This is a genomic window from Vreelandella sedimenti (assembly GCF_013416325.1).
GTDB lineage: Bacteria > Pseudomonadota > Gammaproteobacteria > Pseudomonadales > Halomonadaceae > Vreelandella > Vreelandella sedimenti.
In genome coordinates, this window is record NZ_JACCGK010000010.1 from 1 (window position 1) to 16,686 (window position 16,686).

Sequence of the window (16,686 nt, forward strand, 5' to 3'; positions counted from 1 at the left end):
GTAAGCGAGCCACCAAACCCATCTACTCAAGCTAATTACGCCTCTTCACACTAATGATCTCTTGTTGGTTTTGGAGATCACCATGACCTGTGAACTCAACCCTACCCGCGCCTTTTGGCTGGGTCATCTTTACTGTGCCTCAGCGCAGAACATGCCGTTAAGTGACTACGCCGCTTCCCAGGCGTTAAGCCTCGCTGACCTGCTGGCATGGGAGAGGCGGCTAAGTGTACAAGGGGTGCCGGTACCACCGCGTTGTCGTCCCGCGCGGTTTGTGACAGTGGAGGTGGCGACATGATCCGCCCGAGTGCTGACCTGAAGGTGTACTTATGCCGCGAACCCGTGGATATGCGTAAGCAAATCGATGGATTGGCCTTGCTGGTTCAAGAAGCCATGGCGCTAAATCCGTTCGATAAGGCGCTGTTTGTGTTCGGTAACCGTCAACGCGACAAGGTGAAGTTACTGTTCTGGGAACGTAACGGCTTTGTGGTGTGGTACAAGCGTCTGGAGCGCGAGCGATTTAAGTGGCCAACCCACCTGGAAGGCGACACCGTCACGTTAACTGGCCAGGAACTTAACTGGCTGCTGGATGGCGTTAACTTAAAGGCCATGCAGCCCCACAAAGCGTTGGACTTTCAGCAGGTTGGTTAACTTTCTTACTCCTATTCTGTCGGCGTTTTTGGTAAAATAGGCGGCATGAAAAACGCTGCTGCTTCCTCAAATGCCGTCTCTCAACTGCAACGCCAAGTACAGGCGCAGCAGGAAGAGATCGCGCAGCTTCACCGCCTGATGGAGAAAAAGGAAGCCCAGTGGGCAGCCACCAAACAATCACTGTATGAGCAGTTCCGGCTGGCCCTGGAGCGCACGTTCGGCCCCTCCACCGAGAAGTACCGCGTCGATCAGCGCGACCTACTGATCAATGAAGCCGAAGTGGCGGTTGACGAAGAAGACGGCGATACAGGCACAGCAGGCAATGATGAAGCTGAATCCGCTGCACCGCCGAAACGCAGTAAACGGGGTGGCCGGGTCGCATTGCCCCCTGAACTCCCACGGGTTGAGGTGGTGCATGAACTACCTGAAGAGGCCCGCCACTGCCAGGACGATGGCACCGCACTCACGATGATCGGCGAAGAGGTCAGCGAAGAACTTCACGTGGTACCCGCCCGGGTCGAGGTGATCCGTCATGTGCGACGCAAGTATGCGTGCCGAACCTGCGAAGACGGCGTCAAGATCGCCCCGGCACCCGCCAAGTTACTGCCTAAAAGCAATGCCAGCGCCACGCTGCTGGCCTATGTCGCCACCGCCAAGTACCAAGATGCCTTGCCACTGTATCGGCAGAGCCAGATTTTTGCCCGCCATGGCGCGGCGATTCCCCGCAACACCTTGGCCCGCTGGATGGTGCAAGCAGGCGAGCGTGTCGCTCCGCTGATCGATACATTACGCAGGCACCTGCTCAGCGCCCCCTTGGTTCACATGGATGAAACAACGCTCCAGGTCAATCAAGAAGCCGACCGTAAAGCCAGCGCCCCCTCGTACATGTGGGTACAACGCGGCGGGCCGCCGGGCCAACAGGTGGTCTTGTTCGATTATGATGCCAGCCGCGCCGGACGAGTGCCCGTGCGCTTGCTGGGCGACTATGCGGGTTGTTTGGTCACCGATGGCTATGAAGGCTACGCTGAGGTGGTGCGCCGCAATGGGATCACCCATGTGGGCTGTTGGGCGCATGCACGGCGTAAGTTCGTCGAGGCGCAAAAAGTGCAGCCTAAAGGTAAAACCGGCAAGGCAGACTGGGCGCTGAACCAGATCCGTAAGCTGTACGGCGTGGAAAAACAGGCGAAGGGCCTTGAGCCCGAAGCGCGTCATGCACTGCGTGAGCAGAAGAGCCGACTATTAATCGATCAACTGCGCACCTGGCTCGATAAGTCACTGGCCCAGGTACTGCCCAAAAGTGCTCTGGGGAAAGCCCTGCACTACCTGAACAACCAGTGGCCACGCCTGACTCGGTTCCTGGACGATGGCGTGATACCGTTGGATAACAATCTGGCCGAGAACGCCATCCGTCCGTTCGTGGTGGGGCGTAAAAACTGGCTGTTCAGTCACACACCGAGCGGCGCTCAGGCCAGTGCGGCGATCTACAGCCTGATCGAAACCGCCAAAGCCAATGGCCTCTCGCCCTACGACTACTTACAGCACGTCTTTGAGACGCTACCCTCTCTCAACGACGATGACCTCAACACGCTACTGCCCTGGCAGTGGAAAGAGACCTTACCGGTCTAGGCAATGACTGCCTAGATGGGGTTATTGGAGCGCTTACCAAGTGAGTGCTGCTAATCGTGCANGAAAAAAAAAATAAAGGTATAGCCAACACGAAACAAGTTTATTCAGACGCACCTGTCCTACTGAGTTAAGGTTTTAATGCTTCGGCATCTCATCGATAGTAGCGGTGCGCTATAACTGAATAGCTACATGGTATGGGCGGTCATGGCCGGTCCTCAAACACTATTTAGTTAAAACTCAGTATATACTGCAACGAAGAGCGTTTGAGAAAATGACTAGAATCGATAATGTACGCACAGTAAAATCAATATGAAGAGCACATAGGGTTTAAAGCGCGAATGAATGTCTTAAAATTCTCTTGCTAGATAAATACATTGACGTAAGTTTTTTAAACCGAGCAAGGAGCGATGCAAATATAATGGATATACTAAGCACTAACATTCCGTTCATTACTTTTTTAGATATCGAAGCGTCTGGTCTAGAACAGCCATCTAGTTATCCAATAGAAATTGGCTGGGCTGATACTTTTGGAAATAATGAAGGATTTCTCATACGTCCTTTTCGGGGTTGGGATCATTGGGATCCATTGGCTGAAGCTATACATGGTATCACTCGTGACGAAATTATAGAACATGGTTTACACATCATTGATGCTGCTGAAAAGCTGAATGATATGTTAGGATTTGAAACTGTATTTTGTGACGCATTAGATACAGATTATTTCTGGTTAAAAAAACTTTATGAGGCATCCGGTAAGGAACCTTCTTTTAAGTTGGCAGACATTTATCAATTACATAAAATACTAAGCGACGAGCATATGGCTTCTATGAAAACTATACTCAAAGACTTACCAATACCACATCGTGCTCAATCAGATGCGGCTCGCTATGCGGAGGCAGTGGTAAGTAGTTACCAAATATGACCAAAATAATGGTTATCAAGATTTATCTTATTATTACTTTTTATTTAAAGTGTTATTTTTTATTTCCTTGAAATGTATGCAGACATTGTTTATTAAATTATTTATAAATTAAAAATACAAAATCTCAGTTTGTTATGCTGTAATCTTATAACACCAAAGCTAGCTAATTATTAAGCGGCAAACCCGTGGCGAAGTCGTTCAAGTAATACCTCAACAGCTTGTAAGCCCGGCGTAGTCTCGGTAGCCTGCAGCGCAGTTCTTCCACGCAGCGCTTTTCGAGGTTTTAGAAGCCAAATGCTCGCTTTTTTTTGATTTCCGAATACATAATTTGCAAGTAGGATTGCTAAACTAGCGCGATAAAGATGATCCCCCTCGTTAATAGTAAGATTTCTACCTTGAGCTAATCTACGCTTAATAACACTTGAACTTACAATGCCAAGTTCTTCAGCGCTAAACCCGTAGGTTTCGAGTTTATCGAGCGCAGATAGTGGGAGTCCTTGTCTAATAATTACATCTAAACTTATTCTATCGCTAGCGCCTAGCCTGGATTTCTCATAGTACCTCAGCCNCAAGTGAGTGCTGCTAATCGTGCAGAAACAAATCTAATGGAAATGCGGGTCAGGCTAGAGCGCATGTCACAGCACTACCGCAATGGCAACGAAAACTACGCTGAGCAGGCGCTGGGAGACGCACTGGCGAGTTTGGAGAAATCTGACCAGCGTATTGCAGAGCTCTCTCGCCTTGAACTCCCGGCTGGTTCCGAGCGTCGCCCACTGATCGATGCAATTGTCGATAGTTACCACCTTATTGTCACTGACACCTTAAGAAGTGATTTAGCCAACGAGCGCTATGAGACGCTGGACGAATACCGTGATCCCATGAATCAGAAGTTCTCCGGCTTTAGCACTGCGATCAGTAATTTTAATAATTATGCACTGAGCAGAGGCAACCAGGTTCTCTCGGAAGCACAGCGCGACAGCATCATTTTTGGTATTACCGTAGGCGTTCTCATTTTAACCGCGATTGTGCTCTATATTGTGGTACAAATAATGATTAATCGGCTCGTCATCAGCCCCCTACAGCGGGCAGTCAGCATTTGCGAAAACATTGCAAAGGGGGATTTGACCAGTCATATCGACGACCTAGGGCGTAACGAGATCGGCCGTCTTTATGGTGCCATGGAGGATATGCAGGGGCGCCTGGAAGAGATGATCGGTACGCTCAATCAAAGTAGCGAAGCCGTCGCCTCTAGTTCAAAGCAAATTGCCAGCGGCAGCCAAGACCTCGCCTCACGCACAGAACAACAAGCCGCAGCTTTGCAGCAAACCGCCGCGAGCATGGATGAAATTTCATCGATTGTGCGGCAAAACGCAGACACTGCCGGTCAAGCACAGCAATTGACCCAGGACGCCGCGCAACAGGCGAATAGTGGTAAGCAGGCATCTGAACGCACCAGCCTACTGATGCGGGAATTAGAAGAGACCTCGCACAAAGTCCATGACATTATTCAGGTGATTGACTCGATCGCCTTTCAAACCAATATCCTGGCGTTGAATGCATCGGTAGAAGCTGCCCGGGCTGGCGAGCACGGCAGAGGCTTTGCGGTGGTGGCCAGCGAAGTTCGTTCATTAGCAACAAAGACCTCCACCTCATCGAAAGAAATACGCACCATGATTGAAGATATCTCACAGCGTATTGTTGTCGGTGCGGAACAAGCAGCGAAAAATGGCCATGATATGGCAGAGATCAACGAAGCTATTCGTAAAGTGACGGAAATGATGCAAGAGCTTGCTCTCGCCGCAAAGGAGCAGGAGTCGGGCATTAGCCAAGTCAGCACAGCCGTATCCCAGATGGACTCGGCGACCCAGGAAAATGTATCGCTGGTTGAAGAGACCAGCACCGCGTCAGCCTCACTCCAGGATGAAGCTACTCGTTTGGCCGAGTTAGTCACGACCTTCAAACTTAAGCGCGTAGCGCACGGTGGCTCGGAAACCCCCAGCGCCTCTTCATCACCGCAGGCACTTGCAGCGTCTAACGCTTATTCAGCTAGAAAACTGCCCAACGCCACACCTGATTGGGAAGAGTTTTAATTCACGCTTTTGGGCCAGCTTGGCTGGCCCTTTTTCCATTGGCCTTCCGCTCCATGTCATAAAAATTAGCGGCTCGTTAAATGCAAATATCGACAGAATACAACTTGCGAATGACGCCCTGTATGCAGCTAAAAGCAAAGGCAAACATCAGCGAGTGGTTCACAAGCCTTAGTCGCTCACGTCAAAACAGTGCTGCAACTGCTGCTCAACGGCGTCGCTGCCCATCGCCGTTAACTTAGCGACATTGCGCTCAGGAATCGCGTCGGTATCGCCATAAAACTCAATCGCCTTTTCAACACTCTCTTCACGTAGCAGATGCACCATGGCATAGGGAGAGCGGTTGGTATAGTTGGCAGCGTCATCGGGCTCAGCCCCGTCGAAGCAGTAATCGGGATGAAAGGTGGCGAGCTGATAGACTCCTTCATATCCCTGATCAACAAGAATGCTTTCAGCCAGCTCAACAAAATCCAGGTAGTGATCAAAGCTTTTAAAAAGCGTTGGAAATACCAGCAGCGTCGTTTCAGTTTCAGGGTGTTCATCCAGCCACTCTACCTCGACCATCAATTCTTCAAGCGCCACTTCAATTTTTTTAGAGCGCACAACTTCAACGCGGATGGCTTCACGCGCTAGCTCCCGCTGAGCGAACGGGCAAATATCGTGGGCGACAATGAAGGTGCGCACCCAGTTCAGCGTTTGCGCAACTATTTGGTTATCTGCGTACATAGCACCCTCTTTACTTATCGGGTCGGCGATGACCGACACACTGTGCGCAGCAGTTTACCAACTACATATGCTCTTGGTAGCGCTTCAAGGCGACTTCATAGGATTTATGGATATGGTCGTCCATTAATTCACGCGCTGCTTTAGCATCCCGCTGCAGCGCCAGCTCCACCAGTTGATGATGCTGCTCGTCCAGCTCTTGGCGTATCGTCGGCATTTTTGGCCCCAAACGTCGGTAGCGATCAAACTGGTCATGTAACTGCTCAATAAAACGCAATAACCAGACTGACCCACACGGCGCCACTAGGGTGCGGTGGAACTGAGTATGCAGATGCTCCCACTCTTCGCCTTTATCCAGGGTTATATCGGCCCGTTTCAGGCGATGCGCAGCGGCAAGCAAATCGGCCTCCCAAAGCGAGTCACCGTTGGCAATAGCTCGCTCTAGCGCCATCCCTTCCATTTCCAGGCGCATTTGAGCAATATCATCCAATTCATCCCGCGATAGCTTTGGCACCCGAAAGCCGCGCTGGTTCTCCTGCACTAGCAACCCATAAGCCGCCAATCTATTGAGCGCTTCTCGCAGTGGGCTCAAACCGACTTGATAGCGCTCTTTGAGCGCATTGATAGCGAGCTTTTCACCGGCCACAAAACGCCCACCCACCAAATCCTTGCGTAAATGATCAAACACACGACTTGATGCGGTACCTGCTGGCCCCACTGGCCCTACTGACTTGGCTGACGTAGGTAGATAATTATTCATCACGATGTCCTTTGTTCATCTCAGCTCCCGCTGTCCATTCTGTTTTGACTGTTGACGTTGGGTCGGGCACTACCTATATTCTATTTTAGACAAGATAATCGATTTTTTAACCTACAAACGATAAATAAGGTCTAGGTATGCTTCTGATCTCCTCCTCCTTGGCTTCGCGGGATATGCATCAATGACACCACCCGCCACCTCCTGGCAACTTTTCTGGGCCTTTTTCCGCGTCGGCATCTTTGGTTTCGGTGGCGGCCCCGCCATGATCCCATTAGTGCGCGCCGAGGTCGTCACCCGTCACCACTGGCTCACCGATGAGGAATTCGCCGATGTATTGGCGATTGGTAATACCTTACCCGGCCCCATTGCCACCAAGATGCCCGGCTATATTGGCTATCGTGTAGGTGGAGTCGTCGGATGTATTGCGGCCGTCATTGCTATTATTGTCCCGATGATTGTGGCGATGATTGTCATGTTAGGCATTTTCAGTCGCTACCGCGATGTGACTTGGATTCGCGGCATGGGCCAAGCCGTGGTGCCGGTGGTCATGGTGATGATGGCGCAGCTCACCTGGGACTTTTTTGATAAATCCCAGGCCGCTCTTGGCTGGCTGGTCAGCATTGCAATGGCCATCATTGCCGCCGGGCTAATCTACTGGCTTGGCATTCACCCAGGCTGGGTGATTGGCGCCATTCTACTTGCTGCCCTCCTGCGCCCTACCGGTAAGAAAAAAGCGGAGGGGACGGCATGATTTATTGGGATCTCTTCTTAGCCTTTTTTATCCCGAACATTATCGGCTATGGCGGCGGCCCGGCCATTATTCCACTGATTGAGGCCGAAGTGGTTGGCCGTTATGGTTGGATGACCGCACAAACCTTCGCGGAAACATTAGCCCTCGGCAATGCTTTACCTAGCCCTATTGCTACCAAAATGGCCGGCTATGTGGGCTATGAAGTAGCCGGTATTGGTGGTGCCTTCATCGCAGTGGCTGCCACAGTGATCCCTACGCTGCTACTCATGTTAGGCGCGTTAGGGTTGCTCTACCGTCATCGTGATTCCCCTCGGGTGAAGCGCATGAGCCAATGGGTGCGCCCAGTCATCGCCATGATGATGGCCTGGCTTACCTTGGGATTTCTGCTCGAAAGCCTTGATACCAGCGGAGCGATTCATACCCTGATCATTGGCACAGCCGCCGCTATAGCACTGATTCGCTTTAACACGCACCCCGCCTTTGTGGTTATGGGCGCCCTGGTTTATGGAGGGCTTATTATTCCGTAAAGATAACTCAAACTTTACAAAAACTTATAAGTAACACCACTCAACACGCCAAAACTCACAACAATTCATGGATCAATGGGGTAAACAATGACACTTAAATCGCTATTCACTACCACCGCCTTAGCAGCAGCACTTTCTATACCCGCCTTTGCAACAGCTGCTGATAATTATCCTGAAAAGCCAATCGAATTTATTGTGCCCTGGGGGCCAGGTGGCGGCAGCGACTTGCTAATGCGTTTGGTAAGCAAACATCTTGAAACAGAGTTAGGCCAAGCGGTGCCTGTGATTAATATGCCTGGAGCAAGTGGAACGGTAGGACTGCGTGAAGCCTCCCGCCGAGATAGCGATGGATACACTATTTCGCAAATACATGAAGGTTTGCTGATCGCGCATCATTCGGGGGTGACAGACCTCAACTGGGACGATTTTGATGTCGTTTCCATGATGACCAGCGATAACTCGGCCATCGTAGTAAATGCCGATACTGGTTGGGAAACACTCGATGACATGCTCGAAGATGTCACCTCAAACCCAGGTGAGTATCGGATGGGCGTTACATTAGGTGGTATCCCACACTTATGGGCAGTGCAATTTGAAGAATCCACGGGCACTCAGTTCGGCTATGTGGGGTATGAAGGGACTGGAGAGAGGTTACGTGCGCTCGCAGGTGGGCATATCACAGTGGCTATAGAGGACTATTACTCAGCACGCGCCTTCGTAGAAAATGGCGATTTGAACGTGTTAGCAGCGGCTACTTCTGAACGCATTGAAGAGCTGCCTGATACACCTACACTTAAAGAACTGGGGCATGATCTTGAGTTTTTAGTTACTCGTGGGGTTGTTGTGCCCAAAGGAACACCCGAGTCGGTCGTTTCAACACTGGAAAGTGCGCTTAAAAATGTCGCTAATAGTGAAGGATTTAAAACCGACATTGGGAATGTAGGCGGCACAGTGCGTTACCTTAACAGAGAAGACTATACCGCTTATTTAGAGCGTAATAATGAGTTCATTGAAAACAACGCCCACCTCCTTAATTAAGGTAACGTTGTGCTTTAGGAGGTTTTTATGGAGCGCAGAAGCGCAGAGACAGCTCTAATCCCGGCGTTACAAGTGCTGTCTTACCTTTTCATCGCCCTCGGTGCTTTATTCATGGCCTTCAAGGCCGGCTCATTGCCGGCCTCTCGTTGGGAACCCATGAGTGCAGGTACTTTCCCACAAATTATCTTTTTCAGTATTGCAATTTTATGCGGCATGGCAGTTATCTTTGAACTCTCCAAACACGGCTTACCGCGTACAACCTTTTGCATTGCCTGGAGAAGACTAACCGCACTTAAAGCCGTCATCATCAACCTGGTGCTATTTACTGTGTATATGATAGCAATGCCTATTGCTGGATTTATTATCAGCACTTTTGTGTATCTGCTTACTACACAGCTTTACCTAGCCCCCAGGAAGGCTACTACCGTAGTGCTTGCCATTTTCGTCGCCATTCTCTTTTCTGCTGGGCCTTACTATTTATTTTCTGAGGCCTTCAACATCTACCTTCCTCGTGCTCAATGGTAATGTGATCTATGACTGATGCTTTCCTCGTAGCGCTAGGGGGCGTGACCGAGCCCTATACGCTATTACTCATGGCAGTAGCGACTTTTGCAGGTATTGTTGCCGCCGCAATACCCGGCTTTACGATTACCATGGCCATAGTCCTTACGTTGCCTCTTACATTTGCCATGCCTCCCATGCAGGGCATTGCGGTCATGCTATCTGTCTACGTAGGTGGACTAAGCGGTGGCTTATTTAGTGCCGCTCTGCTGGGCATCCCAGGCACGCCCTCATCAGTTGCAACCACCTTTGATGCCTTCCCTATGGCTCGACAAGGTCATCCTGGGAAAGCACTATCCTTGGGATTATTTGCTTCATTCGTGGGCTCTATTATTTCTATTGCTGTGCTGATCGTGGCTGCGCCTCCACTCGCGCTTCTAGCGGTTAAGTTAGGACCCTGGGAATATTTTGCGCTTATTATTTTTGCTTTGACTGTCATAGCAAGCCTAGTGGGTGACTCTCTTATCAGGGGACTAATCGCGGGTCTAATCGGGATCGGCATCGCCACTATTGGGCCTGACCCACTCATGGGGCGCGAGCGTTTTACCTTTGGCTATGAAATCCTGACCGCGGGCATACCGTTCCTGGTTGTATTAATAGGCATGTACGCCATGAGCCAGCTACTCTCCGAATTAGAGCCTGCCGCCGGAGACAAACAGCCCTCTTCTGGCGCATTAATCAGTGGAGATATGCGCCCTCACCTTTGGCAAACCATAAAAGACATCTTATTGAAGCCCGCCAATGTTATACGCTCATCATTGCTCGGTGTGTTTATTGGTGCAGTACCCGGTGCAGGTAGCTCAATTTCTAATCTATTAGCTTACGACCAAGCTAAACGAGCGTCTAAGCACCCAGAAACTTTTGGTAAGGGTGAACCACAGGGCGTTGTTGCTTCTGAGTCAGGCAACTCATCAACGGTAGGCGGCAGCTTAATACCATTGATAGCGTTAGGCATACCAGGGTCTCCCGCCGATGCAGTTCTCATGGCAGCCATCATGGTACACGGCATCAGCATTGGCCCGCGCTTAATACTTGATCATCCCGACTTGGTTTACAGCATGTTTATTGCCATGGCGATAGCTTCTGTCTTCATGCTGTTAATAGGCGTTATTTTAATGAGGGCTTTTTTACGCCTACTAAATGTACCTAAGTATATTGTTGTTCCCGTTGTATTAGCCTGCTGTGCAATTGGTACTTACACCCTGAACAACCGCTTATCCGACCTTTATCTACTTGCCTGCATTGGTGCAGTGGGATATCTGCTTAAAAAACTGGATTATCCGCTAGCACCTCTTGTACTTGGCGTTGTATTGGGCCCTATAGCAGAAACCAACTTAAGACGGGCCTTCCAGACAAGCACTGACTGGACGCTCTTCTTCACTCGGCCAATATCAGCGCTGCTGCTTACACTGGCGGTTGTTTCTGTGATTTACAGTATTTATAGCTATATGAAACAGCGCCGCCTAATGGCTCACCGTCTAGATGCTACATCTAAATAGGAATCACAATGCATACTGACCCACACTATTACCCTTCCGCCTCACGCCGTATGGTCACGTTTGGAAAACGTGGAATGATCGCTACGTCTCAGTCGCTTGCTGCACAAGTCGGCATAGATATGTTACGAAAAGGTGGCAATGCCATTGATGCTGCCATTGCTACAGCTGCTGCTTTAACCGTCGTTGAGCCAACCTCTAATGGTATTGGTAGCGATGCTTTTGCTCTTGTGTGGGTAAAAGGTGAGCTACATGGCCTCAATGCTAGCGGCCCTGCGCCAAAGAGTATTTCATGTGATGCCGTCAAGGCCCTGGGTCATGAGGAAATGCCCGCCCATGGATTAGTGCCAGTCACAGTACCCGGTGCGCCAGGCGCCTGGGCAGCGCTTTCAAAGCGTTTTGGTAAACTGCCTTTTGAGCAGCTGTTAGCGCCAGCAATAGAATTAGCTGACGAAGGTTTTGCTGTATCAGCAGTAGCCAGCCAACTCTGGAAAAGTGCAGAAGAGCGTTATGGAAAATACGGGACAGATGAATTTTCCTCCTGGTTTACGCACTTCACTCCCAATGGGCAGGCTCCCAAAGCAGGCGATATTTGGCGCTCTCCTGATATGGCAAAAACGCTGCGTGAAATTGCCAATAGCCATGCGGATGCGTTTTATCAAGGCAGCCTAGCGAATGCGATGGATGCCTTTTCACGTCAGCATGGCGGCTTCTTACGCAAAGAAGATTTACAAGCTTTCACACCAGAATGGGTCAAACCCATAAGTGTCCGATATCGCGGCCATGATATTTGGGAAATTCCTCCCAACGGCAGCGGATTAATTGTGCTTCAAGCCTTGGGTATTCTTGAATCTTTAGGCGAACAGTCAAATGATCAGATAGACACTATCCACCGCCGGATAGAGGCTACAAAACTTGGTTACGTAGACGGCTTAAACTACATTACTGAACGCTCATCTATGCAACCGAGCGTTGAGCAGATGCTATCGAATGAGTACCTTTCGCAACGCGCAGAGCTTATTGGCCAAGACGCCATTGACCCCATTCATGGCAATCCATTAAAGGGGGGCACCGTTTACCTGGCAACCGCTGATGATGAAGGTAATATGGTGTCATTCATTCAAAGCAACTTTGAAGGCTTTGGCTCTGGCATCGTAGTGCCGGGTACTGGCATTAGCCTGCAAAACCGTGGCTGGTCGTTCTCCCTCGACCCGCAGCACCCCAACGCACTAGCCCCCGGCAAGCGCACCTACCACACCATCATCCCAGGCTTTATTACTAAAGATAACCAAGCCGTTGGGCCGTTTGGCGTGATGGGTGGCTATATGCAGCCCCAGGGCCATGTGCAGGTGGTAACGGCGATGCTTGAGGATCAACTGAATCCTCAGGCGGCGCTGGATATGCCGCGTTGGAAATGGACCAAAGGCAAAACCATCGAAGTTGAAGCCGACTTCCCCAATCACTTAGCGCTTGCCCTGGCACGCCGCGGCCACGACATCGTTAAAGTCGCCGATTCAATCAGCTTTGGCCGTGGCCAAATCATTCTGCGCGATCCTGACACCGGCGTACTCCAAGGGGGCACCGAGCCACGCACCGATGGGGCTGTGCTCCCCTGGTAATATCTCACCACTAAACTGGGTCTCCGTCGCGTTGCCGTTGAAGGCAACCGGCGGCTGAGCTGGCTATCCACGCTCAACCACCGCATCATGGCACTCTTTTTTCGTCGGTACTTTTTGCCAGCCTAACTATGTCTCCACCACCTTCTGAATCGACTTCCTCACCACTAAGCGGCTTTTTTGGCGTATTTCGCTATAGCCGACGTGCACTTAGCTTAGTCTGGGAAACCTCGCGCTGGATGATGCTTGGGCTGGCCCTGTGCACGCTGGTCGCAGGGGTTCTGCCTGCCGTGGCGGCCTGGGTGGGTCAATTGATTGTGGATGGGGTGGTAAGTGCTATGGAGGCCCATCGATCAGCCACTGATCCCAACCTACTAGTATCCATTACGCCAGTGCTAACGCTGGTGGGGTTCGAAGCCGTGATCATTGCGCTCATTGCTCTGGCCCAGCGTGGCCTTTCGGCCCAACAGTCACTGCTGCGTGCGCTGCTGGGGCAGAAGGTCAATGTGATGATCCTGGAAAAAGCGGGCACGCTGTCACTCAGTCAATTCGAAGACTCAGAGCTTTACGACCAGCTCACGCGAGCACGGCGTGAAGCGTCTACGCGCCCGCTTGCGCTGGTGAATAAAACCTTTGGGCTGCTGCAAAATGCAATCTCGCTGGGCAGTTTCGGCGTACTGCTGGTGCAGTTTTCCCCTTGGGCACTGCTGATTTTAGTTGCTGGCGCCCTGCCGGTCTTTATCTCGGAGGCCAAATTCTCGGGTGATGCCTTCCGGCTGTTTCGCTGGCGCTCACCGCAAACCCGTATGCAGATCTATTTAGAGACAGTACTGGCCAGGGAAGACAGCATTAAAGAGGTCAAACTGTTTGGCCTTGAGGGGCTGTTTCTCAAGCGCTACCGGGATATTTTTACCAAATTGTTTGCTGAGGATCGCCGCCTCACACTACGCCGGGAAAGCTGGGGGTTTCTGCTCGGTTTGCTGGGCACCTTAGCCTTTTACTTAGCCTACGGCTGGGTGGTGATTGAAACGATTGCCGGGGCGCTTACCCTGGGTCAGATGACCATGTACCTGATGGTCTTCAAGCAAGGACAGGCCGCGCTCTCCGCAAGCCTCACCGCGATCAGCGGCATGTACGAGGATAACCTCTACCTCTCCAATCTTTATGAGTATCTGGAGCAACCAGTGGAGGGAGAGAACGGTACGCTAACTCAGGGGGCACTGCCCGGTGACGGGTTACGCTTTGAACACGTTAGCTTCTCCTACCCTGGCGGCGACTCTGTTCTCCAAGATCCGGTTCTTCACGATATCTCGCTGCATCTCTGCCCTGGGCAAAGCCTGGCTTTGGTAGGCGAAAACGGCTCGGGTAAGACTACTCTTATCAAACTACTCACGCGGCTCTACCACCCGACCCAAGGCCGGATTCTGTTAGATGGTAGCGACCTGCGGGATTGGAGTACCCAAGCACTACGCGAACGCACCGGGGTGATTTTTCAGGACTTCGTGCGCTATCAGTTGCAGGTGGGCGAAAACCTTGGTGTCGGCGATACTCATGCCTTTAACGACCAAGAAAGATGGCAGAACGCCGCTCGTCACGGTATGGCGGATGAGTTTATTACACGCATGGCCAGCGGCTATCAAACCCAGCTGGGCCGCTGGTTTAAAAATGGCCAAGAGCTCTCCGGTGGCCAGTGGCAGAAAATTGCCCTCTCCCGAGCGTATATGCGCGAAAACGCGGACATTTTGGTACTGGATGAACCTACCGCTGCCATGGATGCCGCCGCTGAAGCCGAAATATTCGCCCGCTTTCGCGAGCACAGCCGTGATAAAATGGCGATATTGATCTCCCACCGTTTTTCCACAGTACGCAGCGCTGATCTCATTCTGGTTATTGATCAAGGACATATTATTGAACGCGGCACCCATGAAGAACTCCTGGCCACTGCAGGCCGCTATGCGAAGCTATTTCAGCTCCAGGCGGCGGGTTATAAATAGTCACTTAAATATTAACAATTCTTACTATAGTCATTCTTAAATTATTATTACGCTAATTAAAACCTCGAACGTGAACAAAAGTCACAAGCGTTACAAAGCCGTCGACCTTTCTAATGCTTTAAAGGTAATGTGCTCTCATGGTTTTACACTACAGGAGTGGCACATATGAACCGTCTTCATCAGATAAAAGTTAAGTATGCTCTTGCCTTTATCAGCGTTGCATTAGCACTACTGGTTATTGTGGTAGCCGATGCACTGCTGGTTAACATGGTAAAAAGCCGTTTGGATACGTTTATCACCAACTATATTCCAGCGACTTCAGCCACACTCAACGGCGACCGTGACCTTTATCAAGCACGCGTTGCTGAGATTGAGTATCTGTTATCTGACCCCAGCTCCGAGCAAGCAACAGCGCTAATCGCCGAGTTTGAAGAGAATGCTCAACAGGCTTATGACCACATGAGTCATTATGCCGAACTGATGCAGAATCACCCAGAGCTAACCACGCAACTAGCTAACTTTGAAACGCTGTATAGCGATTGGAAACAAGAGGCAACGCATGTTTTTGAGCTGCACCAAAGCGGCAATACCGCAGCAGCATTAACGATGCTATCCAGTTCATCATTAGACGACTTTAATGCACTGCGTGATATATATGATGTATCGGGAATAAATATTGAGAAAGCCACTTATCAAGCAGAAGCAGCGGTGGTTGATAGAATTCAAGTGCAGCAAACATCCACTATTATTGTTGCATTAATCATCTTTATTGCGGCAACGCTTACTGCACTATTAGGGCCGTTAATGATGTCGCGGGCTATCCGCCAAATCAGTGGGCGTATTAAAGAGATTACCGAAGGCGATGGTGATTTAACCGCACGGATTGAGAGCCAACGCCGTGATGAAATTGGTGAATTGGCACAACAGTTCAATGCCTTTATTAAGCGCATTGACGATACGCTTCAGTCAGTTAGCAGCAGTACGATGAGTCTTCAACATGCGTCAAGTGAAATTGCTAAAGGCAGTCAGGAACTAGCAGCACGCACGGAACAAGCTGCTGCGAATTTACAGCAAACCTCTGCTTCGATGGAGCAAATTGCAGCAGTGGTCAACAACGCCTCTGACTCTGCCCAGCAGGCTGACCAACTGGCGCTTTCAACCCGGGATCTCGCTCAACAGGGTTTGCACTCAATGCACAGCGTTGAGCAGACAATGGATACGATTAACGACTCTTCCTCTGAAATCAGTAACATCGTCAGCCTTATTGATAGCATCGCGTTTCAAACCAATATCCTGGCGCTGAATGCGTCTGTAGAAGCCGCCCGCGCAGGCGAGCATGGCCGAGGCTTTGCGGTAGTTGCCCAAGAGGTACGTATATTGGCCAGCCGCTCAAGTGATGCATCTAAAAACATTGCCACTCTGATCAATACGTCGTTAAGTCGCACCAAGGTAGGCGTTGACCAAGTGAAACAAACCGGCGTCACCATGCAGGAGATGGTAAAAAGCATCGAGCGTGTGGCTGACGTGATTGCTGAGATCAGTGCCGGTGCTAAAGAGCAGAGTGTGGGTATCGGCCAAGTAAATGATGCAGTCAACGAACTGGATAGCATGACCCAACACAACGCCTCCATGGTGGAAGAGTCCAGCGCTGCGGCGGCGGAACTAAGAGAACAAGCCGACCGACTGGGCGCGCTAGTGGGAGCTTTTAAGCTAAGCAATGCTAACGAGCAACCAGTGCTTGTCCGAACAGCACTGGACTCTACTGCGAATAAGCCCTCGCCTGCATCTCCACGTCGGCTGGCGAGTCCCCAGCAGCCTGAGTGGGAGTCGTTCTAAGTAGCCTGCCTCTATGCTTCCTTGGGCTTATATGGGCCCAAGGAATTTAACCACTTAGCTTTAAAGCAATGTCCTTTCGAACTATCGCGCAAATCGATAAC

Annotated in this window: 16 protein-coding genes; 13 read left to right on the forward strand and 3 right to left on the reverse strand. The window is 50.7% G+C overall.

The window, feature by feature from the left end; translation table 11 throughout:
* Nucleotides 1-82: 82 nt before the first annotated feature.
* The 4 genes from HZU72_RS12235 to HZU72_RS12250 all read left to right on the forward strand — a co-directional run bounded on the left by HZU72_RS12235 (nt 83) and on the right by HZU72_RS12250 (nt 3,196).
* A complete protein-coding gene (locus HZU72_RS12235; RefSeq protein ID WP_138799460.1) occupies nt 83-295 on the forward strand; it encodes a hypothetical protein in 213 nt (70 codons plus the stop codon).
* Nucleotides 292-648: an IS66 family insertion sequence element accessory protein TnpB gene (gene tnpB, locus HZU72_RS12240; RefSeq protein WP_138799459.1), complete on the forward strand. Its 357-nt coding sequence runs from the start codon at nt 292-294 to the stop codon at nt 646-648. Before HZU72_RS12235 ends, tnpB begins: the two co-directional genes overlap by 4 nt.
* 45 nt (nt 649-693) lie before the next feature.
* On the forward strand, nt 694-2,274 hold the full coding sequence (gene tnpC / locus HZU72_RS12245) for an IS66 family transposase (RefSeq protein WP_180092307.1): 1,581 nt from the start codon (nt 694-696) through the stop codon (nt 2,272-2,274).
* Nucleotides 2,275-2,692: 418 nt separating this feature from the next.
* Nucleotides 2,693-3,196 (forward strand): 3'-5' exonuclease, encoded by a 504-nt coding sequence (locus HZU72_RS12250; protein WP_180092309.1) that lies wholly within the window; start codon nt 2,693-2,695, stop codon nt 3,194-3,196.
* A gap of 170 nt (nt 3,197-3,366) precedes the next feature.
* Here the strand turns inward: HZU72_RS12250 and HZU72_RS24205 are convergent, their stop codons facing one another.
* On the reverse strand, nt 3,367-3,768 hold the full coding sequence (locus HZU72_RS24205) for an antitoxin Xre/MbcA/ParS toxin-binding domain-containing protein (protein ID WP_180092311.1): 402 nt from the start codon (nt 3,766-3,768) through the stop codon (nt 3,367-3,369).
* Between the two features lie 60 nt (nt 3,769-3,828).
* Here HZU72_RS24205 and HZU72_RS12260 point away from each other — a divergent pair, with 60 nt between their 5' ends.
* Entirely contained in the window at nt 3,829-5,286 is a 1,458-nt protein-coding gene (locus HZU72_RS12260) for a methyl-accepting chemotaxis protein (protein ID WP_235976099.1), read from the forward strand.
* A gap of 168 nt (nt 5,287-5,454) precedes the next feature.
* Here the strand turns inward: HZU72_RS12260 and HZU72_RS12265 are convergent, their stop codons facing one another.
* Nucleotides 5,455-6,009, reverse strand: a complete 555-nt coding sequence (locus HZU72_RS12265) for a DUF1415 domain-containing protein (RefSeq protein ID WP_180092318.1) — start codon at nt 6,007-6,009, stop codon at nt 5,455-5,457.
* A 61-nt stretch (nt 6,010-6,070) separates the two neighbouring features.
* Nucleotides 6,071-6,766: a GntR family transcriptional regulator gene (locus tag HZU72_RS12270; protein WP_180092320.1), complete on the reverse strand. Its 696-nt coding sequence runs from the start codon at nt 6,764-6,766 to the stop codon at nt 6,071-6,073.
* 181 nt (nt 6,767-6,947) lie between these two features.
* Here HZU72_RS12270 and HZU72_RS12275 point away from each other — a divergent pair, with 181 nt between their 5' ends.
* The 8 genes from HZU72_RS12275 to HZU72_RS12310 all read left to right on the forward strand — a co-directional run bounded on the left by HZU72_RS12275 (nt 6,948) and on the right by HZU72_RS12310 (nt 16,585).
* Entirely contained in the window at nt 6,948-7,517 is a 570-nt protein-coding gene (locus tag HZU72_RS12275; protein ID WP_180092323.1) for a chromate transporter, read from the forward strand.
* A complete protein-coding gene (locus HZU72_RS12280; protein WP_180092326.1) occupies nt 7,514-8,044 on the forward strand; it encodes a chromate transporter in 531 nt (176 codons plus the stop codon). Before HZU72_RS12275 ends, HZU72_RS12280 begins: the two co-directional genes overlap by 4 nt.
* Before the next feature lie 87 nt (nt 8,045-8,131).
* Nucleotides 8,132-9,082, forward strand: a complete 951-nt coding sequence (locus tag HZU72_RS12285) for a Bug family tripartite tricarboxylate transporter substrate binding protein (RefSeq protein ID WP_180092329.1) — start codon at nt 8,132-8,134, stop codon at nt 9,080-9,082.
* A 27-nt stretch (nt 9,083-9,109) separates the two neighbouring features.
* Nucleotides 9,110-9,607: a tripartite tricarboxylate transporter TctB family protein gene (locus HZU72_RS12290; RefSeq protein ID WP_180092332.1), complete on the forward strand. Its 498-nt coding sequence runs from the start codon at nt 9,110-9,112 to the stop codon at nt 9,605-9,607.
* An 8-nt stretch (nt 9,608-9,615) separates the two neighbouring features.
* Complete coding sequence (locus HZU72_RS12295) at nt 9,616-11,142, forward strand: tripartite tricarboxylate transporter permease (protein ID WP_141439741.1); 1,527 nt, start codon at nt 9,616-9,618, stop codon at nt 11,140-11,142.
* An 8-nt stretch (nt 11,143-11,150) separates the two neighbouring features.
* On the forward strand, nt 11,151-12,758 hold the full coding sequence (locus HZU72_RS12300) for a gamma-glutamyltransferase family protein (RefSeq protein WP_180092335.1): 1,608 nt from the start codon (nt 11,151-11,153) through the stop codon (nt 12,756-12,758).
* A 128-nt stretch (nt 12,759-12,886) separates the two neighbouring features.
* Complete coding sequence (locus HZU72_RS12305; RefSeq protein ID WP_180092338.1) at nt 12,887-14,749, forward strand: ABC transporter ATP-binding protein; 1,863 nt, start codon at nt 12,887-12,889, stop codon at nt 14,747-14,749.
* Between the two features lie 165 nt (nt 14,750-14,914).
* The gene (locus HZU72_RS12310) at nt 14,915-16,585 is read left to right on the forward strand and encodes a methyl-accepting chemotaxis protein (protein WP_180092341.1); all 1,671 of its coding nucleotides are present in this window, start codon (nt 14,915-14,917) and stop codon (nt 16,583-16,585) included.
* The last annotated feature ends 101 nt before the right edge of the window (nt 16,586-16,686 follow it).